This window comes from Rhodococcus sp. NPDC078407 (assembly GCF_044542515.1).
Lineage (GTDB): Bacteria > Actinomycetota > Actinomycetes > Mycobacteriales > Mycobacteriaceae > Rhodococcoides.
The window spans coordinates 40,526-64,643 of the sequence record NZ_JBITUQ010000030.1 but is presented as its reverse complement, the minus strand read 5'-3'; the positions used below and the strand labels follow the sequence as shown (position 1 = coordinate 64,643).

General features: G+C 64.6%; 24 protein-coding genes. 15 read left to right on the top strand and 9 right to left on the bottom strand.

The features are described from left to right. Window positions 1-131: 131 nt before the first annotated feature. From ACIGGF_RS22835 to ACIGGF_RS22825, 3 genes are all read right to left on the bottom strand, one after another. Window positions 132-416, bottom strand: coding sequence for a helix-turn-helix transcriptional regulator (locus ACIGGF_RS22835; RefSeq protein ID WP_397523435.1), 285 nt, complete (start codon window positions 414-416; stop codon window positions 132-134). A gap of 80 nt (window positions 417-496) precedes the next feature. After that, on the bottom strand, window positions 497-1,630 hold the full coding sequence (locus tag ACIGGF_RS22830; RefSeq protein ID WP_397523434.1) for a tyrosine-type recombinase/integrase: 1,134 nt from the start codon (window positions 1,628-1,630) through the stop codon (window positions 497-499). A gap of 260 nt (window positions 1,631-1,890) precedes the next feature. Then, entirely contained in the window at window positions 1,891-2,802 is a 912-nt protein-coding gene (locus tag ACIGGF_RS22825) for a bile acid:sodium symporter family protein (protein WP_397523433.1), read from the bottom strand. Between the two features lie 177 nt (window positions 2,803-2,979). Here ACIGGF_RS22825 and ACIGGF_RS22820 point away from each other — a divergent pair, with 177 nt between their 5' ends. The 4 genes from ACIGGF_RS22820 to ACIGGF_RS22805 are packed head-to-tail and all read left to right on the top strand — an operon-like array spanning window position 2,980 to window position 4,948. After that, window positions 2,980-3,255 carry a hypothetical protein gene (locus ACIGGF_RS22820; protein ID WP_397523432.1) on the top strand — a complete coding sequence of 92 codons (276 nt, stop codon included), beginning with the start codon at window positions 2,980-2,982 and terminating at the stop codon, window positions 3,253-3,255. After that, window positions 3,248-3,955 (top strand): alpha/beta family hydrolase, encoded by a 708-nt coding sequence (locus tag ACIGGF_RS22815; RefSeq protein ID WP_397523431.1) that lies wholly within the window; start codon window positions 3,248-3,250, stop codon window positions 3,953-3,955. Before ACIGGF_RS22820 ends, ACIGGF_RS22815 begins: the two co-directional genes overlap by 8 nt. A 16-nt stretch (window positions 3,956-3,971) precedes the next feature. Further along, entirely contained in the window at window positions 3,972-4,424 is a 453-nt protein-coding gene (locus ACIGGF_RS22810; RefSeq protein ID WP_397523430.1) for a hypothetical protein, read from the top strand. Further along, entirely contained in the window at window positions 4,421-4,948 is a 528-nt protein-coding gene (locus tag ACIGGF_RS22805; RefSeq protein ID WP_397523429.1) for a GNAT family N-acetyltransferase, read from the top strand. The genes ACIGGF_RS22810 and ACIGGF_RS22805 overlap by 4 nt, the downstream gene beginning before the upstream one ends. A gap of 22 nt (window positions 4,949-4,970) precedes the next feature. Here ACIGGF_RS22805 and zapE read toward each other — a convergent pair whose 3' ends face one another. Then, complete coding sequence (gene zapE, locus ACIGGF_RS22800; RefSeq protein WP_397523428.1) at window positions 4,971-5,984, bottom strand: cell division protein ZapE; 1,014 nt, start codon at window positions 5,982-5,984, stop codon at window positions 4,971-4,973. Between the two features lie 34 nt (window positions 5,985-6,018). On the opposite strand from zapE, the gene ACIGGF_RS22795 reads away from it, so the two are divergent. The 5 genes from ACIGGF_RS22795 (at window position 6,019) to ACIGGF_RS22775 (ending at window position 10,708) form a co-directional block, all read left to right on the top strand. Then, window positions 6,019-6,801: a pyrimidine reductase family protein gene (locus tag ACIGGF_RS22795; RefSeq protein ID WP_397523427.1), complete on the top strand. Its 783-nt coding sequence runs from the start codon at window positions 6,019-6,021 to the stop codon at window positions 6,799-6,801. Window positions 6,802-6,882: 81 nt separating this feature from the next. Next, entirely contained in the window at window positions 6,883-8,457 is a 1,575-nt protein-coding gene (locus tag ACIGGF_RS22790; RefSeq protein WP_397523426.1) for an alpha/beta fold hydrolase, read from the top strand. Between the two features lie 69 nt (window positions 8,458-8,526). Further along, window positions 8,527-9,765, top strand: coding sequence for a glycosyltransferase family 87 protein (locus ACIGGF_RS22785; RefSeq protein WP_397523425.1), 1,239 nt, complete (start codon window positions 8,527-8,529; stop codon window positions 9,763-9,765). A gap of 27 nt (window positions 9,766-9,792) precedes the next feature. Next, entirely contained in the window at window positions 9,793-10,221 is a 429-nt protein-coding gene (gene msrB, locus ACIGGF_RS22780; protein WP_397523424.1) for a peptide-methionine (R)-S-oxide reductase MsrB, read from the top strand. A gap of 28 nt (window positions 10,222-10,249) precedes the next feature. Then, window positions 10,250-10,708, top strand: coding sequence for a MaoC family dehydratase (locus ACIGGF_RS22775; protein ID WP_397523423.1), 459 nt, complete (start codon window positions 10,250-10,252; stop codon window positions 10,706-10,708). Here the strand turns inward: ACIGGF_RS22775 and ACIGGF_RS22770 are convergent. The 5 genes from ACIGGF_RS22770 to hemE are packed head-to-tail and all read right to left on the bottom strand — an operon-like array spanning window position 10,686 to window position 16,856. Then, complete coding sequence (locus ACIGGF_RS22770) at window positions 10,686-13,007, bottom strand: molybdopterin-dependent oxidoreductase (RefSeq protein ID WP_397523422.1); 2,322 nt, start codon at window positions 13,005-13,007, stop codon at window positions 10,686-10,688. The two genes, ACIGGF_RS22775 and ACIGGF_RS22770, sit on opposite strands and share 23 nt — an antisense overlap. A 13-nt stretch (window positions 13,008-13,020) precedes the next feature. After that, a complete protein-coding gene (locus ACIGGF_RS22765) occupies window positions 13,021-13,704 on the bottom strand; it encodes an HAD family hydrolase (protein ID WP_397523445.1) in 684 nt (227 codons plus the stop codon). A 17-nt stretch (window positions 13,705-13,721) separates the two neighbouring features. Next, the gene (gene hemQ / locus ACIGGF_RS22760; RefSeq protein ID WP_397523421.1) at window positions 13,722-14,417 is read right to left on the bottom strand and encodes a hydrogen peroxide-dependent heme synthase; all 696 of its coding nucleotides are present in this window, start codon (window positions 14,415-14,417) and stop codon (window positions 13,722-13,724) included. 4 nt (window positions 14,418-14,421) lie between these two features. Then, on the bottom strand, window positions 14,422-15,777 hold the full coding sequence (locus tag ACIGGF_RS22755; RefSeq protein ID WP_397523420.1) for a protoporphyrinogen oxidase: 1,356 nt from the start codon (window positions 15,775-15,777) through the stop codon (window positions 14,422-14,424). After that, window positions 15,774-16,856: a uroporphyrinogen decarboxylase gene (gene hemE / locus ACIGGF_RS22750; protein WP_397523444.1), complete on the bottom strand. Its 1,083-nt coding sequence runs from the start codon at window positions 16,854-16,856 to the stop codon at window positions 15,774-15,776. Before hemE ends, ACIGGF_RS22755 begins: the two co-directional genes overlap by 4 nt. A 115-nt stretch (window positions 16,857-16,971) precedes the next feature. Here hemE and ACIGGF_RS22745 point away from each other — a divergent pair, with 115 nt between their 5' ends. The 6 genes from ACIGGF_RS22745 to ACIGGF_RS22720 all read left to right on the top strand — a co-directional run bounded on the left by ACIGGF_RS22745 (window position 16,972) and on the right by ACIGGF_RS22720 (window position 24,096). Then, a complete protein-coding gene (locus tag ACIGGF_RS22745; protein WP_397523419.1) occupies window positions 16,972-17,571 on the top strand; it encodes a DUF3000 domain-containing protein in 600 nt (199 codons plus the stop codon). 40 nt (window positions 17,572-17,611) lie between these two features. Beyond that, entirely contained in the window at window positions 17,612-18,907 is a 1,296-nt protein-coding gene (locus tag ACIGGF_RS22740; RefSeq protein ID WP_397523418.1) for an HRDC domain-containing protein, read from the top strand. Between the two features lie 72 nt (window positions 18,908-18,979). Next, on the top strand, window positions 18,980-20,206 hold the full coding sequence (locus ACIGGF_RS22735) for a thiolase family protein (protein ID WP_397523417.1): 1,227 nt from the start codon (window positions 18,980-18,982) through the stop codon (window positions 20,204-20,206). Beyond that, on the top strand, window positions 20,203-22,308 hold the full coding sequence (locus ACIGGF_RS22730) for a 3-hydroxyacyl-CoA dehydrogenase NAD-binding domain-containing protein (RefSeq protein ID WP_397523416.1): 2,106 nt from the start codon (window positions 20,203-20,205) through the stop codon (window positions 22,306-22,308). The genes ACIGGF_RS22735 and ACIGGF_RS22730 overlap by 4 nt, the downstream gene beginning before the upstream one ends. A gap of 97 nt (window positions 22,309-22,405) precedes the next feature. Further along, window positions 22,406-23,257 carry an RNA polymerase sigma factor SigJ gene (gene sigJ, locus ACIGGF_RS22725; RefSeq protein WP_397523415.1) on the top strand — a complete coding sequence of 284 codons (852 nt, stop codon included), beginning with the start codon at window positions 22,406-22,408 and terminating at the stop codon, window positions 23,255-23,257. A 92-nt stretch (window positions 23,258-23,349) separates the two neighbouring features. Further along, window positions 23,350-24,096, top strand: a complete 747-nt coding sequence (locus ACIGGF_RS22720) for an SDR family oxidoreductase (protein ID WP_397523414.1) — start codon at window positions 23,350-23,352, stop codon at window positions 24,094-24,096. Window positions 24,097-24,118: the final 22 nt, after the last annotated feature.

Genomic DNA, 24,118 nt, shown 5'->3' with positions numbered 1-24,118 from the left:
ACAACCGAGCCCGTCACCGATATCCTCACCACAGCAGCTCCGGACCTGGGGAATTACGTGACAACTACCCCTGGGGAATTACGAGACCGTCGACACGGTCGGGCACATTTCTGCGCAACCGGATGGCCCGTTTAACCCTGAACACCGATAGGCGACAAGGCCATATCAAGTTGCGCGGCATCCACCCGAATCATCCGACCACCCACGCGGTAACCCTTCAACCGGCCCGACGCCAGATAGCGGCGGATCGTCCGATCGCACACACCCAACTCGGCCGCAGCAGCAGAAATAGAGATCAGTCGACGTGTAGACAAATTGAACACTCCCGTGAAAAACGCATGCCGGAGCGGCGCAAATCTTGCGCGCTCAACGGTATGGACGGGCGCGACATCCAGGCGGCTCACAGAGCGGCCCATACGTGGATTTCTAGTCGCTTACAGTCTCAAACCACTCAGTCGAACAGGTATTCGAACCGAGTCGCAACATCAAATCACAGCTAGTCTGATTGCGCAAGCCCCTGTCCAGGCGTGACCAACTCACTCAGAGCATCAGCGATAGCTCGATCCCGCCCACCAGCCCTGTGCTGATAGCGCATCGCAGCCTGAGGCGTCGAATGACCCAGCCGCCCCATCAACTCAGCCAAGGTCGCACCCGTACTTGCAGCCAGCACAGCGCCCGTATGCCTCAAGTCGTGCCAACGCAGATCGTCACGCCCTGCCAGAGCCCGCGCTTTGTAGAAGTGGCGGTACAACGAGGACGGTGCAAGATGTCCGCCATGCGCTGCGGGAAACAGCAGCGCGTTCTTCGCGAACCCAACATGGTCATCCAGATGCGTCGTCAACGCCGGCAGCAGGTGAGGCGGAATCGCCACATCACGAACACCCGCATCCGACTTCGGAGTCGTCACCTCAAACTTTCCGCCATCAACCCGCACCGCACCCCTACGAACCTTCACCACGTTCTCAGCGAAGTCGAGATCCATCCTCCGCAACTCGGTCAACTCACCGAACCGCAACGCACACCACGCCGCCAACAACGTCATGGCCTGATACTGCTTCGGCATCGCAGCAACCAACGTCTCCAGCTCAGACAAGGACGCCGGCCGAATCTTGATAACCCGCTTAGAACTTCCCGCACCGACAATCGTGCACGGATTCGACACAATCAGCCCATCCCCCGCAGCCGTCGTCAAAATCGACTTCAGCAGCCCGTAAGAATGCGCCCTGATCGTCGGCTTACCGATCGCACACGTAGCCCACCAACGACGCACAGACGCCGGCTCGATCACCTTCAGATCAACATCACCGAACGTGGGGAGCACATACACGTCAAGCAATTTCCGATAGTGCTCACGGGTTCTCGTCTTCAAGTCCCGCTGAGCCACCCACGCCTCAGCAAACTCCCCCAAGGTCACCAACGGCTCATCAGCCTGACCCGCCCGAGGCGACCACAGATTGCGGTCGATCTCCCGACGCCTATCCGTCAACCACGCCTCAGCATCATCCTTCGCCTGAAACGTCGAAGGAGCGTTGTGCAACAACCCATCCGGCCCCACATACGAAGCCTGCCAACGCAATGACGGTTTCACCTGCCGCAGACGCCCGAAGCTTCTCCGCGTCCGACCAGCCACGACTCCTCCTCAGTTCATGCAATAAACATGCAATAACAGAGTAACCCAGAGTGCGCTTGTGTCCACAAGTGTCATGCGCTACTGTTTCATTCATCGCCAGGTCAAAGGACTTCTTACCCTGGTCAGACGAATTATCGCCTCACCGCATAGATTCTGGTTCAATCCCAGTATCGCGCACCACAGTTCGACAAAGTCAGGCCCCCTTTCGAGGGGGCCTGACTTTTCTGCGTCGATGTCCCTGCTATCTGTGCTGCCCTACCTCATGACGAGACCTGTGCGCGGGTCCGTCCGGTGACCAGATAGCCGAATGCTGTGGCCAGTGCGTACATGAGGAATGAGTAGACGGCGGCCGGTATCGCTACTTCGGTGCTCTCGAGCACGCTCAACGCGACCGTGAGGGCCACGGTGGTGTTGTGAATTCCGATTTCCATCGAGATCGCGATGGACTGCGGCTCACCCATCTTCAGCAGTCGCGCAGCACCGTAGCCGATGGCGAGGCTTGCGAGGCAGAACAACCCCGTCACCAATCCGACCTGTTCGAGGTAACCGACAACGTTGGATCGCTCGCCGATGAGGGCGCCGACCGCCACCAACACCAAGATGACGATGGAGAAGATCCGTACCGGTCGATCCGCACGTTCGGCAAACGCCAGCGAGCGACTGCGCACGAGCATTCCGAATGCCACCGGAATCAAGACGATAGCTATGACCTGCGCGATTTTGCCGAACTGTAGGCCCAATTCGCCGTCGGCATCGAAGTAGGCGATGGCGAAGTTGGTGATGACGGGAATGGTGACGGCCGCCAGCACCGAATTGACCGCAGTCAGGGTGATGTTGAGTGCGACGTCCCCACGGAACAGGTGCGAGAACAGATTTGCGGTGGTTCCGCCCGGCGAGGCGGCCAGCAGCATCACACCGACCGCAAGCAATGGCGGTAGGTCGAACAGCAGTATCAGCCCGAAGGCGAGAACCGGTAGCACCAAGATTTGAAGAGCCAGGGCGACGACAACGGCCCTCGGCGTGCGCGCCGTACGCCGAAAATCGTCGACGGTCAGAGACAGGCCGAGTCCGAACATGATGACCGCGAGGGCGATGGGCAGAAACGTCGAGATCAGTACCGAGTCGTCCATGAATTCCTTCTGGTGCGCAAGCGTGAGATGAGTGTGCGGCATTCGTCCGTTTCTGGCGAGAGTTCGCTGCCCAGAGTTGTCGCGACGTGTTCGGGTTGCGCTGTCGATCAGGGGTTTCCGACGGGTCTTCGTGCATATCCACGGAACAGAAGGTGGTGATTCACGCCATAGCAGTGCACAGTGGAGACGACGCACACACTTCGACGGAAGGACACTCACGTGTCGGACGATGCTCAAAGCGAACCCACAGTCGACGATGCCACCCTGGAGGAGGCCAAGAAGTCCGTCGAGGGCCTCGACGAGCGCTATCGACCCGGCGCTCGCCCCACCGTGGCCCTTCCTGGTACCAACGGCACCGTTGCCGGCATCGCCTTCGCGGAGATGGTCGACGACAACGGTGAGATGGTCTCCACCGACGACCAGGACTCCGACGGCTCTGCGGACGCGGATCACGCCGACACCGAGAAAAAGGTAGCCTCCTCGCACGATGCCTGAACTCGATGGTCCCGACGCCCCCGCCGAAGTCGATCTCGGCGGGGGCGTCGCGTTTCTTCACACGTCGCGCATACCGTCACGCGGAGGTCTTGCCCTGACGCACGGGGCGGGCGGCAACTGCAATTCGGTTATGCTGCAGCAAATTGCGGCGGAGTGGGCGGCGGCCGGGTTCACCGTGTTGCGGTTCGACCTTCCGTTTCGCGTGCGTAAGGCGAAGGGGCCGCCGCATCCGTCTCGGTCCGAGGACGATCGGCTGGGGATCGCCGCGGCCGTCGAACGTCTGCGCGCGGAAACGACGGGATTCATTGCATTCGGAGGGCACTCCTACGGCGGCAGGCAGGGGTCGATGATCGCGTCGGAGCAGCCGGGCCTGGTGAACGGCCTGGTGCTTACGTCCTATCCCCTGCACCCACCGGGCAAGCCCGACAGGCTTCGTACCGAACATCTGCCGGCCCTTCGGACCCCCACCGTCGTGCTGCACGGCACGAAGGATCCGTTCGCGACCACCGCGGAACTCGAGGCGGCATTCGCCCTGGTTCCCGCGCCCACCTTGCTCGTCGACATCGACGGTGCCGGCCATGATCTCGCTCCGGCGAAATACGACGCAGCTCGTCGAACACTCGAGGCGGCCGTCTCGCTGTTCGGCACCTCGCCGTCCGATCCCTCGGTCGTCGTCCCGCCCTTCGACCCGTCTCGCTGAAGTGGTGTACTGAGCTATGCCAACCTGGGGATGGTTCATCGTTGCGCTGGTCCTCATCGACGCTGCCGTACTCGCGGCGTGGTTTCTCGCCCGCCGTAAGCCGGAAGCCTCCCGTGCCACATCGCGGAACGTGACGTTGGTCGGTCTGGACGACGGTGCGCGCGCAGAGATTCACCAACTGTTGTCCGCCAACAAGAAGGTTCAGGCAATCAAGGTGTTTCGCGAGCGAACGGGTGCCGGATTGCTCGATGCCAAGAACGCGATCGAGGCGATGCAACGTGGGGCACAGTTTCCTGCCCCGTCGACCATTCTCGATGCTGCGAGTTCCGGACCCGTGCGCTGGGACGACCTACTCCCCCGGCTGACGGCACTCAAGTCGGAGGGCAAAGCGATTGCGGCGATCAAGCTGCTACGTGATCGAACCGGCCTGTCGTTGCGGGACGCCAAGAACGCCGTCGATAAGCTGTGACCGTTCGTGAGGCGCGCTCGGCGGATGCACACCGAGTGGCCGACTTGGCCGCACTGACTTTTCCACTTGCGTGCCCACCGGGGACTCGTCCCGAAGATATCTCGCACTTCGTCTCGACGGTGTTGTCGGCCGGTAACTTCGAGAGCTACGTCGCAGACCTCGACAGGACTGTTCTGGTGGACGAAACGGGCGACGCCGAACTACTCGGTTACGCGATGCTCGTCGCCGGCACCCCGAGCGACGCCGGTATCCGTGCACTTCTCTCTCACGAACCGACCGCCGAGGTCAGCAAACTGTACGTTCGACCCACCGAGCACGGTGGCGGAGTCGCGACACGCTTGATGACAGTGGCGCTGGACAGTGCGCGCCGTCGAGGCTGCGCCGGAGCGTGGTTGGGGGTCAACCAGCAGAACGAGCGGGCACAGAAGTTCTACACGAAACACGGATTCGATATCGTCGGCACCAAGACGTTCGTCGTCGGTGTGCAGACGCACGACGACTACGTGATGCAGGTGCAGCTCTAGCCCGACAAGGCGGTGAGGCAGGTCAGCCGACGGCAGCGAAACGCGACAGGGCCAGCAGACGGGATGTGGCGCGCAGGTACTTCTTGCGGTACCCGCCGGCAAGCATTTCCTCGCTGAAGAGCTCGTCGAGCTTGCCGCCCGAGGCCGTCACCGGGATGCCCGCGTCGTACAGGCGGTCGGCAAGAACAACCAGGCGCAGGGCAATGGCCTGATCCGATGCCGGGTGCACGTTCTTCAGGAACACCGCAGGAACACCGTCGAGCAACTTGCCGTATCGCGAGGGGTGCAGCGTGCTCAGATGCTTCAGCAGCTCGTCGAAATCGTCCAGGGTTGCGCCGTCGACTGTCTCCGCGCGCTCGACGAGCTCGGACTCCGACGTGGGTTCGGGGGCCGGAGGCAGATCGCGGTGTCGGTAATCGGGTCCGTCGACGCGGACCGACTCGAAGATCGAACCGAGCTTCTTGATCTCCCGCAGGAAATCCTCCGCAGCGAAGCGGCCTTCACCGAGCTGACCGGGCAGAGTGTTCGACGTGGCGACGATGGACACTCCGCGCTGAGACAGCTCGGACAGCAGCCGTGAGACCAGCATCGTGTCGCCCGGGTCGTCGAGCTCGAACTCGTCGATGCACAGGACGCTGTGGCCCGAGAGCTCCTCGAGTGCCTTGTTGAAGCCGAGGGCTCCGACCACGTGGGTGAGTTCGACGAAGGTGCCGAACGCCTTGGGATCGACAACGCTGTGGTAGATCGACGCAAGCAGGTGAGTCTTGCCGACGCCGAAGCCGCCGTCGAGGTAGAGGCCCGCTCCGATGGCCGGAGTCTTCTTCCCGAAGAGACCGCGCTTGCCTTTGCCGCGGATCTTCTGCACCTTGTTCGCGAATTCCTCGGCCTTCGCGACCGCGGCAGCCTGCGTCGGCTCCTTGGGATCGGGAATGTACGAGGAGAAGCTGACGTCGTCGAACATCGCCGGCGGAACCATCTGCGCGATCAGCTGATCGGACGGGACCACGGGATTTCGGTCGACAAGGCGTGCGGGCATTGGTCGAGGGTAACGACGTGGTCTGATCTGTCTCATGCAGCTTCTCGATATTGGGACCTACTTCACATCCGTGCAGGGCACCGAGCCTCCGGTCGGATCGACACTCGACGACGACGCCCTCCGAGCCCTGTACGCCTACCCGGCGGACCTGGACCGCCCGTGGATCCGCACCAACTTCGTCGCGAGCATCGACGGGTCGGTCACCGCGAACGGTAAGTCGGCGGGCCTCGGCACCCCAGCGGATTCCCAGTTGTTCGGCATTCTGCGTGAACTGTGCGACGCCGTCCTCGTCGGTGCCGGAACCGCTCGCGCAGAGAACTACGGCGGAGTCGCCCTGTCCACCGAATCGACGGCACGGCGGGTGGCGAGTGGACTGGCACCGATCCCGACGATCGTCGTGGTGACCGCCTCCGGTTCGATCGAGGCGGATTCTCGATTGCTCACCGACACCGAGGTCAAGCCCGTCGTGGTGACCTCGTCGGCCGCCGACGGCGCGAAGCTGGCCGCGCTTCGTGCTGCAGGGGCAACAGTCATCGAGGTGTCCGGGGAATCGGTGAGCACGACAGATATCGTCGACTCTCTGGCCGAACTCGGCCTTCTTCGTATCCTGTGCGAGGGTGGCCCCGGCCTGTTCGGCCAGCTCGTCTCCGACGGAGCTGCGGACGATCTGTGTCTGACGATCTCGCCGATACTGGTGTCCGGAGAAGCGGGCCGAATCGCCCACGCCGCCTCTGCAGCAGACACGTCGATGCACAGGGCTCATGTTCTCGGCGACGCGGACGGGACGCTGCTCACCCGCTGGGTGCGCCGGACATGAGCGGCCTTCGATTCACGCAGCGATGACGAGTTCGCTGGACGCGCGGCGCGGCCCAGACCGAAAAGTCGATAGCCTCGCACGGTGACGCAGAAACGTACGTTGCTCGCCGCCGTCCTCGTCCTCGCCACGACCTGCGCGGCCTGTGGTGCCGGTCCGTCGTTCCGACCGGACGTCGCGGTGGAGCAGCGATCGCCCGGTCAGCCGGCCGAGTCCGAGGCGGACGCGCCGCCGAAGCCGGTCGCGATCGCCGTTCCGACCACGGACTTGGCCTGGGCCGACTGCACCGCAGCGACACTCGGGACGTACGGGCTCACCTCCACCACTCCCGGTTTGACACTCGAATGCGCGGAGTACGAAGCCGACGTCGATGCGAGCGGACAGATGTTCGGCACTTTCGCTGTCGGAGCCCTGCGAGCCCGGCTCGACACGACGCCCACCGATGCGGGCCCACTGGTGTTCACGTCCGGTTCGGACCGATCCTCGACCGCCACGTTGGCCACCATGGCCGCCGGACCGCTGTCGACACTGCTTGCGGCGCATCCCGTCGTCGCGGTGGATCGACGCGGCATCGGCCGATCCACCGCGGTGGACTGCATCGACGACACGGTCCAAATTCCTACCAAGTCTGCCGTGGACACGTTGGGGCAGTTCACCAGGTCCGATGGCGACGCAGTCGACCGAGCCGTCGACGCGGGACGTGATGCCACGATCGAGTGCACCGACACTCTGCAGCCGCAGGAGCTCGCATTCGGAACCACCTACGCCGCCGACGATCTCGACCGACTCCGACAGCTCTGGGGTGTCGAGCAGATCGCCTTGATCGGATCCGGTAACGGCGCGCTCACCGCTGTGGCCTACGCAGCGAAGTTTCCCGGCAACATTTCGCGTCTGATTCTCGACTCCCCGCCGGGGGTCAACGCCGATCAGATCACGCTGGCCGAGCAACGAACCCAGGGCAAGGAAGCCGCTTTCGCGGCGTTCGCACAACGGTGCGTCGCACTGAACTGCTCACTCGGGAGTGATCCGACGGCCGCGGTGGCGCAGCTGCTCCGACGCGCCGCCGGTGGCGAGTTCGCACCGCTGTCCACCCACGAAATTCTCGACGGCATCACCTTCGCCCTGGCGTCGACAGCAGGCGACGCGTCGTCTCGGGCCAACGGTCTGTCGAACACCCTGTCCACCGCGGCCGGGTCCGACACCACCGCGCTGTCCGCCCTCGCCGAACGAGGTCGAAACGCATACGGCACCGACGGTCAATTCGTCTCCCGCTGCACGGACGGGCAGCAGTGGCCGTCGCCGCAGGGCGTCCGCGATCTGTCGGAGCAGTGGGCCGAAAGATATCCGGTCTACGGCACCGACGCCGCGCTGTCTGCCCTGCTCTGCTCGTCCTGGCCGACGGCTCCGTCGATTCCTCTGCCCACCTCGTTGGAAGTCCCGGTATTGGTCCTGTCGAACGCGGGCGACCCGATCGTCGGCAACGCAGGGCTGGCTTCGGTCACCGGGTTGGTAGGGGCCACCGGCGCGGCCGTGGCCTCGGCGGCGTGGCAAGGCAGCGGGCACCCGAGCCTCGGCGGATCACAATGTCTGCAGAGCGCAGCGGTGAACTATGCACGCGACACCGCGCTTCCGATCGACGGCACGGTCTGTCCCGCCTGACCCCGGTACCGGATTCCGACGCGGGGTGTCCTTGCTCTGGTTACGCATCGCCTCGGGTACCGTTCCCGGGTGTCACTTAGCTTTCTGGAGCCGCGTACGGGGCGGACCACCGCCGAGGTAATCAAGTACGCCCTCTGGCCCATCGCCATCATGACCGTGATCCAGCGGGTGGTCATCAAAGCGGTCAACGGAGACATCACCAACGATTTCACCCCGGTGTACAACGCCGCCCTGGCATTCCTCAACCGTCAGCCGGTGTACACGGCGAACTTCGACTCCGTCGATCCGCACTATCTGTATCAACCGAGCGCGACGATGCTGCTCTCCCCCATCGCCGTCATCGACCCCGAGCGGTCCCGCTGGCTGTTCATCATCGCCAGCACCATAGCCATTCTGCTGGCGCTGTACATTCTGCTGCGCATCTTCGGCTTTCGGCTCGATTCGGTTGCGGCTCCGGCTCTCCTGCTGGCCGCTTTCGTCAGCGAAACAGTCACCAACACATTGGTGTTCACCAACTTCAACGGCTTCGTCCTTCTCGGCGAGGTGGCCTTCCTCGGGTTCCTCCTCCAGCGCAAAGACCTGTCGGCGGGCGTCGCCATGGGTCTGACACTGGCAATAAAACCGATGCTCGCGCCCTTGCTGCTACTTCCGTTGATGACACGTCAGTGGAAGGTCTTCATCACCTCGATCGCGATCCCCGTCGTGATGATGGCCATCGCCTGGCCGCTGTCGGTGGATCCGATGAACTTCATCGATCGGACGCTGCCGTACCTGCTGCAGACTCGCGACTACTTCAACAGCGCCGTCGTCGGCAACGGCCGCTACTACGGCGTTCCCGAACTTCTCACGCTCGGAATCCGCGCGGTCCTGGGAATCATGGTCCTGATCTCGCTGTGGTTGCTCTACCGGTACTGCCGCGAAGACCGTCTGTTCTTCTTCGCGACCACGTCGGGCTTGATTCTCACCGCGCACTGGCTGTTGGGCTCCCTGGGCCAGATGTACTACTCCATGATGCTGTTCCCGCTGCTCATGACCGTCGTGCTGAAGAATTCGCTGCTGCGAAACTGGCCCGCCTGGCTCGCGATCTACGGGTTCATGAACTATGACCGATGGCTGTCCGGGCGCTGGATCGAAACCGGCCGTGCCCTGGATTACCTCCGGACCACGTTCGGGTGGGCGCTGCTGATCGTCGTCATCTTCGGTGTTCTCGTCGGACGCTATTTCGCCGCTCGAAGCGAAGGACGACTGGACGACGGAATCGAGCCGAATTACCTGCTGCCGAGCGCTCCACCAGCAAAAACGGCATAGCCCGACAAATCGTATTAGCGTGAGAGCATGAGTTCAGCAACCGACAACAACTCCGCTCCCGCCGTCCAGCTCACCGACGCACAGTGGCGAGAGAAGCTGACCCCCGAGGAGTACGCGGTTCTGCGGCAGGCAGGCACCGAGCGCCCCGGCGTCGGCGAATACACCGACACCACCACCGAAGGCATCTACGAGTGCCGCGCCTGCGGGGCCGAGCTGTTTCGCAGCACCGAGAAGTTCGAGTCGCACTGCGGCTGGCCGTCCTTCTTCGACCCGGCCGACAGCGACGCCGTTCTCCTGAAGGAAGACAGCACACTGGGAATGCGCCGCGTCGAGGTGATCTGCCGCAACTGCCACAGCCACCTCGGCCACGTCTTCGAGGGCGAGGGCTACCCGACGCCGACCGACCAGCGCTACTGCATCAACTCGATCTCGTTGACGCTCAAGCCTGCATCCTGATCGGCACCGCTCGAGCCATACTGTGAGCATGCGCACTTTCACCTCACCAGAGCAGATCAAAGCCGCCGTCGGTGAAGACCTCGGCACGAGCGATTGGTTGCAGATCACCCAGGAACGGGTGAACACCTTCGCCGACGCCACCGGCGATCATCAGTGGATCCACGTCGACGTCGAGCGGGCGAAGAAGGAAAGCCCGTTCGGCGCGCCCATCGCCCACGGATTCCTGAGCCTGTCTCTGGTGTCGATGCTCAACTGGCAGATCTACACCATCGAGAACACCAAGCTCGGGATCAACTACGGCTCCAACAAGGTTCGCTTCATCAACCCGGTGAAGGTCGGATCCCACGTGCGCCTGCAGACCACTCTCGTCTCCGTCGACGAGGTATCCGGCGGGGCACTACAGATGGTGACGGCGGGAACGTTGCAGATCGAGGGCGAGGACAAGCCGGCTCTCGTCGCAGAGATCATTTCCCGGGTCGTGTTCTGACCCCTGATCGAACAGGCGGATCGAACGCTGTGATCGGCGGCAGTGGCTCGTCGTAGCGTTCGATCTCCACCAACACGTGCTGGCCGGTGCAGCCGCGCGACAGCGAGGACGACCCCTGGTCTGCGGTCAGCACGTTCACACTGCCGTGCTTGCACATCGAATCAGGGTCGGCCGGATCGAGTGGGTCGTACCAGGCTCCCGTGGACAGCTGCACGATCGACTCCAGCATCGCGTCGTCCAGAACCACTCCGGCCAGGCACGAGCCGCGATCGTTGAACACCCGTACGATGTCACCGTCCGCGACTGCCCTGGCCGCGGCCGCCGACGGGTGCATGCGTATCGGCTCGCGCCCCTGAATCTTCGAGTTACGGCTCACCGCACCGTGATCGAGCTGACTGTGCAGCCGGGTGCGCGGCTGATTGGCGATCAGGTGCAACGGAAAGTGTTCGGCCCGCTGTCCACCGAGCCACTCGTGCGGCTCGAACCACATCGGATGCCCACGGCAGTCGTCGTAGTCGAATCCCGCCACCGTCGTCGAGTAGATCTCGATCTTGCCACTCGGGGTGCGGAGTGCGTTCCCGACCGGATCGGTTCGGAAGTCTTGGAAGAACGTCAGATCGTCCTCGGTCTGCATCCGGAACGATCCCGCACGCCGAAAGTCCTCGAACTCCGGGGTCGAGACGCCGCCCGCGCGCAGATATCCGCGCCACTGCTCGTACATGTGCTCGAGCCACTGCTGCGAGCTACGCCCTTCGGTGAACTGCTCGCCCACACCGAGTTTCGTGGCCAACTCGGCGAACGTGTCGTAGTCGTCGCGGGAGTCGGCGAATCGCGCGGCTGCCGGTTCCATCGCAACCAACAAGGGATTGTTGCGCGTGCAGCTCAGATCCGACCGCTCCAACGACGTGGTCGACGGGACCACGATGTCGGCGTGCTTGGCCATCGGTGTCCAGTACGGGTCGTGCACCACCACGGTGTCGGTTCTGCCGAGAGCGCGGCGTAGCCGTCCCAGATCCTGGTGGTGGTGAAAAGGATTTCCGCCCGCCCAATAGACGATCTTGATGTCGGGATAGGTCAATCGCCTACCGTCGTAATCGAACTCACCGCCGGGATCGAGAAGCATGTCCGAGACCGCCGCGACCGGAATCAGGTCGGGAATTGGGTTGACGCCCTGCGGCAGGGTCGGCAACGGATACGGCACCGGAGCCAGCCCGGGTTCGTTCATCGAGCCGTAGCCGTGTCCGAATCCCCCACCCGGCACACCGATCTGGCCCAGCATCGCGGCCAACGTGATCCCCATCCACGGGGCCTGTTCGCCGTGCCGAGTACGTTGCAGGGACCACGTGACGGTGACCATCGTGCGTTTCGACGCCATCTCCCGTGCGAGATCCGCGATCACTCCGGCGTCGACGCCGCAGATCGCCGACGCCCAGCGCGGATTCTTCGGAATACCGTCCGTGGTGCCGAGCAGATATTTTTCGAACTCCGGATAGCCTTCGCAGTACTTGTCCAGAAATGCTGTGTCGTGCAGATTTTCGTGAGCGAGTACGTAGGCCAGGGCCAGCATCATCGCCACGTCGGTACCGGGGCGTGGGGCGATCCATCGCGCGTCGCCGTTCATGTCGTCGCGCAGCGGACTCACCGTCACGATCTGCCCGCCACGGCCGCGCATCGCGTCGAGCGAGCCGGCGGTCGGATGATCGGACGTGCCGCCGTGATTGATGCCGGTGTTCTTCACCGGAACTCCCCCGAATGCGACCAGAAGCTCGGTGTGCGCAGCCATCACATTCCAGGATGTGGAGCGCGAGAACATCTTCCAATGCGCACCGAGAACGTGCGGCATGATGACGCCGGTTGCCCCCAGGGAGTAGCTGTGTACCGACCTCGTGTAGCCGCCGATGCAGTTGAGGAAGCGATGCACCTGACTCTGTGCGTGATGAAAACGTCCGGCACTCGCCCAACCGTAGGACCCACCATAGATGGCGCTGTTGCCGAATGTGTCCACTACTCTGCGTAGTTCGCCCGCCAGAAGGTCGGTGAGCTCGTCCCAGGAGACGTCGACGAACTCGTCGCTGCCGCGCTTGTCGGTCGGACCAGGCCCGTGCTCGAGCCAGCCCCTACGCACAGCCGGTGAGGTGACACGGGAGCGATGGGTCACCGAACCGACGATGTTGCCCAGTACCGGAGAAGGATTTCGATCGGTGACCTGAGGATGAACCGCAGTGACCTCACGTCCGTCGGACTCGGCCCGGAACATGCCCCAGTGACCCATGTGCTGGACACCGGCCACGCCGGTCATCGAACCACTCCGGTCATCGAATCCCGTACTGGCTCAGAGCTGCCAGCAGCGCATCCGGTCGCTCGGCCGTCGGCACCGGATCGACGAGCGCGAACAGGCAACCGATCTCCTGCGCTGCTCCGTCTGCTTCGACGCTGTCTCCGACCATCAAGGTCCGCGATGCGTCGACACCCAGCGCCGCCACCGCATGTCGGAAGATGTCCGGTTGTGGTTTGACGTGTCCGACCTCGAACGACAAAACGAATTCGTCGACATACCGGTCCAAGCCACGGGCCTGGAACGCAGGACGAATATCGAACGCGATGTTGCTCAACACGCCGACTCGAACCGAGTCGCGCGCAAGCATTTCGAGCACTGCCTCGGTATCGGGGTAGGGCGTCCAGGAATCGGCGTCGATCACCCGTCCGTAGATCGATTCGGCATGGGTCTGCGCGGTGATGCCGGACTCGGCGAGCACATGGAGATACGCCTGCCTGTGCAGCGCTGGATCCAGGTCGCGATTGCGCCACGCGTGCCGGGTGACGTCGTCGAACTCGACCGTCTCCCCCACCGGCGCGGTCATGCGACGCATCAGCTCGGCAGCTCCCGCACCGTCGACCGCCACACCGTTGGAGTCGTGCACACCGTCGAACCACGACGCATCCTCTTCGAGCCGGAAGAGGGTCCCGGAAAAATCGAAGAGAACGGCGTCGACGATCGGTGTGTTCGTCCTCGTCACGGCAGGGATTCGACGAGCGCGTCCACCTCGACCCGAGGGCCGGTGAAGAACGGGGTCTCCTCACGCACATGCCGCCGCGCTTCGGTTGCCCGCAGATCGCGCATCAGGTCCACGATGCGGTCGAGTTCGGGGGCCTCGAACGCCAGGATCCACTCGTAGTCACCGAGCGCGAACGACGGCACGGTGTTCGCCCGTACGTCTTTGTAGTCGCGCGCAGCCTTGCCGTGATCGGCGAGCATCGTCCGACGCTCCTCGTCCGGCAGCAGGTACCAATCGATCGAGCGGACGAACGGGTAGACGCAGATATACGCGCCCGGGTCCTCACCGGCGATGAAGGCCGGGACGTGGCTCTTGTTGAATTCGGCCGGGCGGTGCAGCGCGGTGTTGCTCCAGACCGGAGTGCTCGCCTTGCCCAGTGCGGTGGTGCGACGGAAGTCGGAGTATGTCGCCTGCAGGTCCTCGATGCGCTCGGCATGCGTCCACACCATGAAGTCCGCATCGGCACGCATACCGGCGATGTCGTACACGCCCCGCACCGCGACACCCTTGTCTTCGCGGCCCTCGAAGAAGACTTTCGCCTCCTTGGCGGCCTCGGCTCGATCCTCGCCCAGCACACCGGGCGTGACCTTGTAGACCGAGAACATCAGATAGCGAAGTGTCGAATTGAGCGCTGAGTAATCGAGGCGTGCCATGGCCCTATCGTGCCACTTCGATCAGACGAGCGGCAGCGGTGGTGGCGGACGCAATACAGGCGGGCACACCGACGCCGCACTGCCAGGCTCCGGTGACCTCCAGGCCGGGCAGATCGGCGACGCCGGACTCGACGGCAGCGACCCGATCGAGGTGTCCCGGCGCGTACTGCGGAAGGCCTCCCGGCCACCGCTGCACGGTCGTGGCCAGCGGTCGCACCTCTACGCCGGCAACCGTGCGCAGATCGTTCAGTGCTGTCTCGACCGACTCGGCATCGGATCGGTCCGACGCCGTGGAGTCTCCGAAGCGGCCGAGCGATGCTCGCAGCAGGACCGCGTCACGCTCGGCCAGGTGCGGCCACTTACGACTGGACAGGGTGAACGCCTTCACGTCCAGCCCCGCGTCCGTGGCCACCAGAATCCCTGAATTCTGCGGCAACTCCGTGCCTTTCGGGAAAGTCATCGCCACGACGACCGAGGACGCCAGCTCGATACTGCGGGCCGCGTGCGACGCATCCGGTGCCACCACGGAGAGCAGCCGACCGAGGACGGGTGCGGGTACCGCCAGAACCAGACCGTCCACCGGGCCGACGCCATCGACGGACCAACCGTTCGCTTCCCGGCGCACCTCGTCTACGCCTGCGCCGACGACCGTTCGGGCATCGGTCGCGGCGATCAGGGCATCGAGCAGCACCGCATAACCGTCGCGCAGCCCGCCGAACACCGGTCCCGGGGACGGCGTGGGCAGTGCCGCCAGTACGGCTTCGGTCAAGCTGGCTGCGCCTGCGTCCAACGCGGCGGCCAGGGTCGGGAGTGCTGCCCGAACTCCGATCGAGCTCGCCGATCCGGAATACACACCGCCGAGCAGCGGGTCGACCGAACGGCTCACCACCTGGGAGCCGAACCTGGAACTCACGAGATCGGCCACACTGACGTCCGAACCCGCGGTCCATGCGAAAGGCCGTGCGGTCTCGGTCTCGATCAGATGCAGATCGTGAGGGTCCACCAAATTCCGTACCGACTCGGCGGACGACGGTATGCCCATCAGAGTGCCGAGTGGGAGTGGGTGCGTTCGGCCACCGGAAAACACCAGCGGGCGTGCCGGCGACGGATGCACCAACTGATCCGACAGTCCCAGCTCGGCGAGCAGAGCCGGTACTTCCGGCCGACGACCGATGAAGGCTTCTGCGCCGACGTCCAGTGACTCGGCACCGACCTCGGTGGTGCGCAGCGTGCCGCCCAGTCGAGCGGAGGCCTCGACGAGAGTGATCTCCGCCTCGGTTCCGAAGGCCTGCCGGAGGCGATACGCGGCAACGAGGCCGGAGATTCCGCCGCCGATGACGGCGTAGCGCCGCACCGTCACAAGGAATGCACCAGCGAGACCACCCGGGTGAGGATGTCGGGATCGGTCTCGGGAAGAACCCCGTGACCGAGGTTGAACACATGCCCCCGTGCACCGGCGGCCACCGCGCGGTCGGCTTCGGCAGCAATACGTCGAACTTCTGCCTCGACGGCATCCCACCCGGCGAACAGGACGGCGGGATCGAGATTGCCCTGCAGCACCTTTCCTCCGCCGACTCGGTGCACGGCGTCGTCGAGCGGGATTCGCCAGTCGACGCCGACCACATCGGCACCTGCCTCGCCCATCGCGCCGAGTAACTCACCGGTTCCGACGCCGAAGTGGATCTTGGGGACACCGGCCGACGACACGGCGTCGAACACTCGCGTCGAGTGCGGCAGCACGTACTCGCGATAGTCGGCGAGGGACAGCGCACCGGCCCACGAGTCGAATACCTGCACCGCATCCACCCCGGCGGCCAGCTGAGCCTGCAGGAACGTGATCGTCGTGGTCGCCAGTGCATCCAGCAGCGCGTGCCAGGTCGCCGGATCGGACCGCATGAGCGCCTTGGTCTTCTCGTGATTGCGACTGGGGCCGCCCTCGACCAGATACGACGCCAGGGTGAACGGGGCTCCGGCGAACCCGATCAATGGAGTGCTTCCCAGCTCACGAGTGAGAATGCGGACGGCATCGGCCACCGGTTCCACCTGATCTGCAGTCAGGACCGGCAAGGCCGCCACATCGGCCGCCGACCGCACCGGCTGCGCGACGACCGGACCGGTGCCGGCGACGATGTCGAGGTCGATACCGGCAGCCTTGAGCGGAACGACGATGTCCGAGAACAGGATTGCCGCATCCACATCGTGCCGCCGAACAGGTTGCAGCGTGATCTCGGCCACGAGGTCGGGTCGGAAGCATGAATCCAACATGCCGATGCCGGCACGAATCTTGCGGTACTCGGGCAGCGATCTGCCGGCCTGCCGCATGAACCACACCGGCCGACGCGAGGGGGCTCGACCTGCGATCGCGGCCAGGAACGGCGCATCCGGGAGTTCTCGACGGGCGGGGGCTGTGGTGTGCGCTTCGGCGTTCATCGCTTCCATGTTCCCACGCGTCGGGAAAGCTCCTGCCACCAAGGGCGACACACCCACTTCGGTTCCATCACGGCTCGGCGCGCCTCCGCCTCGGTTCGACGTGACGCGTCTAACGTCCGATCACGTGACCGACTCCGAACCCTCCGCCGAACCTGCGCCTTTCCGCGCCGCCATCGACGCGATGCATCGGGCTCAGGTACACCCGGCAATCGAAATCGGTCCGATCCGGCCACCGCAACGCCTCGCCCCGTACAGCTACGCCATCGGTGCCGAGGTGAAGCATCCGGACTCCGAGCAGGTCGACGAACAGAGCGACGGCGACGCGTTCGGCCGCTTGATTCTGCTCTACGACCCCGACGGTGCAGAAGCATGGAACGGGACGCTTCGACTGGTCGCCTACATTCAGGCGGATGTCGACGAATCGCTGGCCGAAGATCCCATGCTCCCCGAGGTCGGCTGGAGTTGGCTGGTCGACGCATTGGAATCGCGGGCCGAACCACTCAACGCACTCGGCGGAACGGTCACCTCGACCAGCTCGGTGCGTTACGGCGACATCGCCGGACCACCCAAGGCGCATCAGCTCGAGCTGCGCGCGTCCTGGACAGCGACGTCCGAAGACCTCTCGACGCATGTCGAGGCCTTCTGCGAAGTTCTCGCTTACGCGGCCGGTCTGCCGCCTGCGGGCATCACCACCCTCGGTCAACGCAGCTCCAGCAGGACATAGTCGCGTTTCTCCCCGACGGTAGGGCTTAGAGTCACATCTCATGTCAGCCGAGAGCTCCCCCGACACCACGTCGGACAACACCACGCAGGACGAGCAGGCGAACGAGCCTGTCGCCGTTCCGTTACTGGCCCCGGCTGACGGAGTACCCGACGTCGTCGACACACCGGACGCCGTGCGTGTCGCAGCAGCTCTGCTCGCAGCAGGTCACGGACCCCTCGCCGTCGACGCCGAACGCGCCTCCGGCTTCCGCTACTCCCAGCGCGCCTACCTGCTGCAGTTCCGTCGCCGCGGCGCGGGCACGGTGCTGCTCGATCCGATTCCCGTCAGCGGCGATCTCGCTCCGCTCGCCGAGGTCGTCAATCCACTCGAATGGGTACTGCACTCGGCCGATCAAGATCTGCCGGGACTCGCCGAACTCGGCCTGGTGCCGGCAACGCTCTACGACACCGAGCTCGCCGGCCGGCTGGCCGGATTCGACCGGGTCGGCCTCGGCGCGATCGTCGAACGCACCCTCGGACTTGCGCTGCAGAAAGGGCACGGCGCAGCCGACTGGTCCACCCGGCCCCTGCCCGACACCTGGCTCAACTACGCCGCGCTCGACGTCGAGGTTCTACTCGAACTCCGCGACGCGATGGCCGCAGAGCTCGAACGCCAAGGCAAGTCGGAGTGGGCGGCACAGGAATTCGCGCACATACTCGCTCTCGGACCACCCAAACCCAAGACCGACAGATGGCGTCGAACGTCCGGGATCCATGCGATCAAATCGCCCCGTACTCTTGCGGCTGTTCGTGAAATGTGGACCACCCGAGACGAATTGGCCGCCAAACGCGATGTGGCTCCGAGCCGGGTACTGCCGGACTCGGCGATCGTCGCCGCAGCGACCGCCGATCCGAAGACCTCACGCGAGCTCGAACTCCTACCGGTCTTCGGCGGTCCTCGCCAGCGCCGGTCATCCCGACTGTGGGCTTCTGCTCTGACGCGTGCACGGGCGCTTCCGACGTCCGAGCTGCCCTCGATGGCAGCGTCTTTCGACGGTCCACCCCCGGTCAACCGCTGGGCGAGACGCGATCCCGACGCGGCCGCGAGGCTCGCCGACGTGCGAGCGGCTATGACCGAGCTGAGCGAGTCGGTGTCGGTACCGGTGGAGAATTTGTTGATGCCCGATCTTCTCCGGCGACTCGTCTGGGATTGGCGGACTCCCGACGACGACGGTCTCGACCCCGAGGCGATGATCGACGCCCGATTGACCGAGGGTGGCGCTCGCCCTTGGCAACGCTCGCTGGTAGTACCCGTACTGGCTAAGGCGCTGCACCCTTCCCAAGTTACCGACGGGTAATACCCGCTACAGTAGGACCGCGCCCGGGCACCCGGGCGAGTCGTCCGCATCTGCTCGGGAGGAACGAAAAGCGTGTCGGTACCCGCGTCCACCAGCTCACAGAGGAATGTCGTCTTCGTCGACGGCATCCGAACCCCGTTCGGCAAAGCAGGCCCCAAGGGCATGTACGCCGACACTCGCGCAGACGACCTCGTCGTCAAGGCAATTCGCGAACTTCTTCGCAAGAACCCCAACCTTCCTCCCGAGCGCATCGACGAGGTCGCGATCGCTGCGACCACGCAGACCGGAGACCAGGGCCTGACCATCGGCCGGACCTCCGCCCTGCTGGCCGGTCTCCCCCGCAGCGTTCCCGGCTTCGCCATCGACCGCATGTGCGCGGGTGCAATGACATCGGTGACCACCACCGGATCGGGCATCGGCTTCGGCCAATACGACGTCGTCATCGCCGGTGGCGTCGAGCACATGGGCCGTCACCCGATGGGTGAAAGTGTCGACCCCAACCCGCGTTTTCTCGCCGACAAGCTCGTCGATCCCAGCGCACTGGTGATGGGCAATACCGCCGAGAACCTGCACGACCGGTTCCCGAGCATCACCAAGGACCGCACCGACGCGTATGCCGTCGCCAGCCAGAACAAGTACGAGGCAGCCAAGAAGGCCGGCTTCATCGCCGACACCCTTGTCCCCGTCGCCACCAAGTCCGCCGCCGGGTGGGGCCTGGCCACCGAGGACGAGCCGCCTCGCCCCGGCACCACCGTCGACGACCTCGCCAAGCTCAAGACCCCGTTCCGTCCCGCGGGCCGCGTCACCGCAGGCAATGCAGCCGGCCTCAACGACGGTGCCACCGCCGCAATCCTGGCCGGTGAGGACACCGCGCACGAACTGGGACTGAACATCGGCATGCGAATGGTCGGCTTCAGTTTCGCCGGCGTCGACCCGGCCGTCATGGGCATCGGACCGGTTCCCGCGACCGAAAAGCTGCTCGGCCGAACAAGATTGAGCATCGATGACATCGGCCTGTTCGAGATCAACGAGGCCTTCGCCATCCAGGTGCTCGCGTTTCTCGAGCACTACGGCATCGCCGACGACGACTCACGCGTCAACCAGTGGGGCGGGGCCATCGCGTGTGGCCACCCCCTCGCATCCTCGGGCGTTCGGCTGATGACACAGCTGAGCCGTCAGTTCGCTCAGCAGCCCGATGTCCGTTACGGCCTGACGACCATGTGTATCGGTCTCGGCATGGGCGGCACCGTCATCTGGGAGAACCCCAACCACGCTGACTACTCGGGAGCAGCCAAATGAGCGATATCACCACCGCGTTCGAAGACGAAGTAGTCACGAACGCCTTCACCAAGATCGTCTCCGTTCCGGGGCTCGACGGCTCCATCGCCCTGGTCACCCTGGACAACGGCTTCGATCACACCAAGCCGTCGACGTTCGGTCCCGGTGGACTGGCCAAGTTCGACGCCGCCCTCGACGAGGCATTCGCAGCGAACCCGGTGGCCATCGCCGTCACCGGCAAGCCGTTCATCTTCGCCGTCGGTGCCGATCTCAACGGTGTGCCGAACATCAAGACCAAGGATGAGGCGCTCCAGATCGGGCAGCTCGGCCACAAGGTCTTCCGGCGCCTGCGCGAGTCGACTGTTCCGACATTCGCGTTCATCAACGGTGCCGCCCTCGGCGGTGGCCTCGAAGTGGGATTGCACTCGCACTACCGGACCGTCGCAGAGAATGCCGCTGCCCTCGGTCTGCCCGAGGCCTTCCTCGGGCTGGTACCGGGATGGGGCGGAACTCAGTTGCTGCCCAACATCGTCGGAGCGTCCAACGCCGTCACCGTCGTCATCGAGAACGCGCTGAACCAGAACCGCGTCCTCAAGCCGCAACAGGCACTCGACCTCGGCATCGCCGACGCCCTCTTCGGTGGTGCCGACTTCCTCGAGCAGTCGCTGCTGTGGGCAGCTCAGGTCATCAAGGGTGAGATCACGCCGGCGCGTCCCGAGATCGATCGCGGACAGGCCTGGGACGACGCCATCGCGCGTGCGCGGGGCATCGTGGCCGGCAAGACCGGCAATTTCGCTCCGGGCCCGGTCGCTGCGGTCGAGCTGCTCGAGCTCGCCAAGAACACCGATATCACCGACTCGGCCTCGCTCGACACGGCTTTCGCGGCCGAAGACGAGGCCCTGTCGACCCTGCTGGTCAAGGACGAGCTCCGCGCCGGCCTGTACGCGTTCGATCTGGTCCAGAAGCGCGCGAAGCGTCCCGCCGGTGCACCCGACAAGTCGTTGGCGCGCAAGATCTCCGGAGTCGGCATCGTCGGTGCCGGTCTGATGGCCAGCCAGCTCGCGTTGCTGTTCGTGCGCCAGCTGAAGGTGCCGGTGATCCTCACCGATATCGATCAGGAGCGCATCGACAAGGGTGTCGGCTACGTCCACGGTGAGATCGACAAGCTGCTCGGCAAGAAGCGCCTGTCCCCCGATGCTGGAAATCGGTTGAAGGCGTTGGTGTCCGGCTCGATCGACAAGTCCGCTTTCGCGAACACCGACTTCGTCATCGAGGCCGTGTTCGAGAACCTGGACGTCAAGAAGAAGGTGTTCGCCGAGGTCGAGGAATTCGTCTCTGCCGAGACGATTCTCGCGACCAACACCTCCTCGTTGTCGATCACGAAGATGGCGGCGGACCTGAAGCACCCCGAGCGGGTCGTCGGATTCCACTTCTTCAACCCTGTCGCAGTACTCCCCCTGCTCGAGGTCGTCAAGGGTGAGAAGACAGACGATGCCACTCTCGCAACGGCATTCGCGACGGCCAAGACCCTCAAGAAGTCCGCCGTCTTGTCTGCGGATCTCCCCGGATTCGTCTTCAACCGGCTCGTCACCCGCGCGTCGAACGAGATCATCAGCGCAATCGACGAGGGCACCCCGTTCGATGTCGCCGACGGCGCTGTGGGCGAACTCGGGATGCCCATGAGTCCGCTGACCCTGCTGGCACTCGTCGGACCGGCAGTGGCACTGCACACTGCCGAAACCCTCGCCGAGGCGTACCCGGAGCGGTTCAAGGACTCCGCCGGCTTCCGTGCACTCGTCGAGGCGAAGAAGCCGGGTGTGTGGACTTACGGGCCCGAAGGCCAGGTCGTCGATCCCGAGGTCGCCGCACTGTGGCCGCAGGGTGATTCGCCGTCGACGGCCGAGCAGGTTCTCGAACGCACCCGTAACGCCTTCGCCGACGAGATCAAGATCATGCTGGACGAGGGTGTCGTCGCAGCGGCCGAGGACATCGACCTCTGCCTGCTCCTGGGCGGCGGCTTCGGCTTCTGGAACGGCGGTATCACTCCGTACCTGGATCGAAGCGGAGCGTCCGAGGCCGCTACCGGTCAGCGCTTCCTCGCGCCGGGTGTCGCCAGCGTCTAGTTTTGTCCGCCGAGTTCGAGGTTGTGGACGGATTTCTCCCGTTTTCCGTCCATAACCTCGAACTCGGCTTTGTCGTGTCGCGATAAGGTCTCGTCCGATGAACAGCGAACGCACTCGCCTGATCGGTATCGCCTACCGCATGCTGGGCTCCTACAGCGACGCCGAAGACGCCGCATCCGAGTCTCTCGTTCGCTGGTATCGACTCACCGATGCCGAACGCGGCGCCGTCGACGTGCCGGCTGCATGGCTCACCCGGGTGGTCGGCCGCATCTGCCTCGACATGCTCGGCTCGGCCCGCGTTCGCCGCGAGAGCTACGTCGGGCAATGGCTTCCGGAACCGGTCCCGGGTCTCGGCTCCGAGGCGACGGACCCCGCCGACCGAGTCGCGATGCAGGAGTCGGTGGCGCTGGCGCTGCTCGTCGTACTCGAATCGCTCGGTCCGGCGCAGCGAGTCGCGTTCGTGCTGCACGACGCCTTCTCCGTCCCGTTCGACGAGATCGCGGTCATCCTCCGACGATCCCCGGCCGCATGTCGCCAACTCGCGTCGGCTGCCCGCAAACAGGTCCACAGCCGCCGGAACACCTCCGCCGACCCCATCGAGCACGATCGCGTCGTACGCGCCTTCGAAGCCGCGGCCGGCAGCGGAGACCTCGCATCGCTCCTCTCCGTGTTGGCACCCGACATCACGCTCGTCAGCGACGGCGGCGGACGAGTGTCCGCCGCCCGCAATCCTGTGGTCGGCTCCGACAGAGTCGCGCGCTTCGTTCGCGGCATCACGGGCAAGTCCACCGATCTTCAGTGGTCGATCGAACCCGTCAACGGTCTGTCGGGAATCGTGATCCGACGCGAAGGCGCGGTGTTCGGCGTCATCGGGTTCGATACCGCCGACGGCGTGGTCGCGGCCGTGTGGATCGTGCTCAATCCCGACAAACTTCGGCACTGGACCTGACGTCCGCCATACATTCGTCATGGCTGCGTCGTCAGAGAGTGAGGGCCGCGCGTGCGGTCTGCATCATCTCTCGAGAATCAGGTGGAAGCGCGATGAAACTAGCCGTTGCCGGTGGAACGGGAATCGTCGGAACACACGTGGTCCAGGTAGCGCGTGAGCGCGAACACGAGGTGGTCGTGCTGTCACGATCTGCCGGTGTGGATCTGGTCACCGGATCAGGACTGTCCGACGCACTGGACGGAGCCGACGTTGTGATCGACGTCGCGTCGACCCAGACGATCTCGGCAGAGGAGTCGACGACGTTCTTCGCCGCCGTCACCCGCAACTTGCTGGCGGCCGAGATCGAGGCCGGAATCGGTCATCACCTCGCCCTGTCCATCGTGGGGATAGACAAGGCTCCGCACTCGTACTACGCCGGAAAGGTGGAGCAGGAGAGGCTCGTTCGGGCGGGAGGCGTGCCCTGGACCATTCTCCGAGCCACTCAGTTCCACGAGTTCGCCGCTCAGATCCGCGCGCAGTCCTCGTTCGGCCCGGTGAGCGTCATTCCGAAGATGGTCTCGCAACCGATCGCTGCGCGCGAAGTGGCGGAAAGACTGATCGACCTCGCGGAGCAGTCGCCCGCCGGCCGCGTAGCAGACCTCGGCGGGCCACGCGAAGAACGCGTGGCCGACATGGTGCGACGCTATGCTCGGGCGATCGGTACACGCGGCATTGTTTTGGAGGTGCCGATTCCCGGTGCGTACGGGCGCGCCATGCGCAACGGAACGTTGGTCACCTCTCCCGACTCGGATCACGGTCGACAGACCTTCGACCAGTGGTTGGCCGCTCAGGGCAGTTGATTCCCACCGCGCCGAACTCGAA

Excerpts from the sequence above, each read along its gene's own strand:
- ACIGGF_RS22730 (WP_397523416.1), top strand. The coding sequence starts at position 20,203 with ATGAGCGATATCACCACCGCGTTCGAAGACGAAGTAGTCACGAACGCC.
- sigJ (WP_397523415.1), top strand. The coding sequence starts at position 22,406 with ATGAACAGCGAACGCACTCGCCTGATCGGTATCGCCTACCGCATGCTG.
- msrB (WP_397523424.1), top strand. The coding sequence starts at position 9,793 with ATGAGTTCAGCAACCGACAACAACTCCGCTCCCGCCGTCCAGCTCACC.
- ACIGGF_RS22740 (WP_397523418.1), top strand. The coding sequence starts at position 17,612 with ATGTCAGCCGAGAGCTCCCCCGACACCACGTCGGACAACACCACGCAG.
- ACIGGF_RS22825 (WP_397523433.1), bottom strand. The coding sequence starts at position 2,802 with ATGCCGCACACTCATCTCACGCTTGCGCACCAGAAGGAATTCATGGAC.
- ACIGGF_RS22795 (WP_397523427.1), top strand. The coding sequence starts at position 6,019 with ATGCAGCTTCTCGATATTGGGACCTACTTCACATCCGTGCAGGGCACC.
- ACIGGF_RS22775 (WP_397523423.1), top strand. The coding sequence starts at position 10,250 with ATGCGCACTTTCACCTCACCAGAGCAGATCAAAGCCGCCGTCGGTGAA.
- zapE (WP_397523428.1), bottom strand. The coding sequence starts at position 5,984 with ATGCCCGCACGCCTTGTCGACCGAAATCCCGTGGTCCCGTCCGATCAG.
- hemQ (WP_397523421.1), bottom strand. The coding sequence starts at position 14,417 with ATGGCACGCCTCGATTACTCAGCGCTCAATTCGACACTTCGCTATCTG.
- ACIGGF_RS22810 (WP_397523430.1), top strand. The coding sequence starts at position 3,972 with ATGCCAACCTGGGGATGGTTCATCGTTGCGCTGGTCCTCATCGACGCT.
- ACIGGF_RS22720 (WP_397523414.1), top strand. The coding sequence starts at position 23,350 with ATGAAACTAGCCGTTGCCGGTGGAACGGGAATCGTCGGAACACACGTG.
- ACIGGF_RS22770 (WP_397523422.1), bottom strand. The coding sequence starts at position 13,007 with ATGACCGGCGTGGCCGGTGTCCAGCACATGGGTCACTGGGGCATGTTC.
- ACIGGF_RS22815 (WP_397523431.1), top strand. The coding sequence starts at position 3,248 with ATGCCTGAACTCGATGGTCCCGACGCCCCCGCCGAAGTCGATCTCGGC.
- hemE (WP_397523444.1), bottom strand. The coding sequence starts at position 16,856 with ATGGAAGCGATGAACGCCGAAGCGCACACCACAGCCCCCGCCCGTCGA.
- ACIGGF_RS22835 (WP_397523435.1), bottom strand. The coding sequence starts at position 416 with ATGGGCCGCTCTGTGAGCCGCCTGGATGTCGCGCCCGTCCATACCGTT.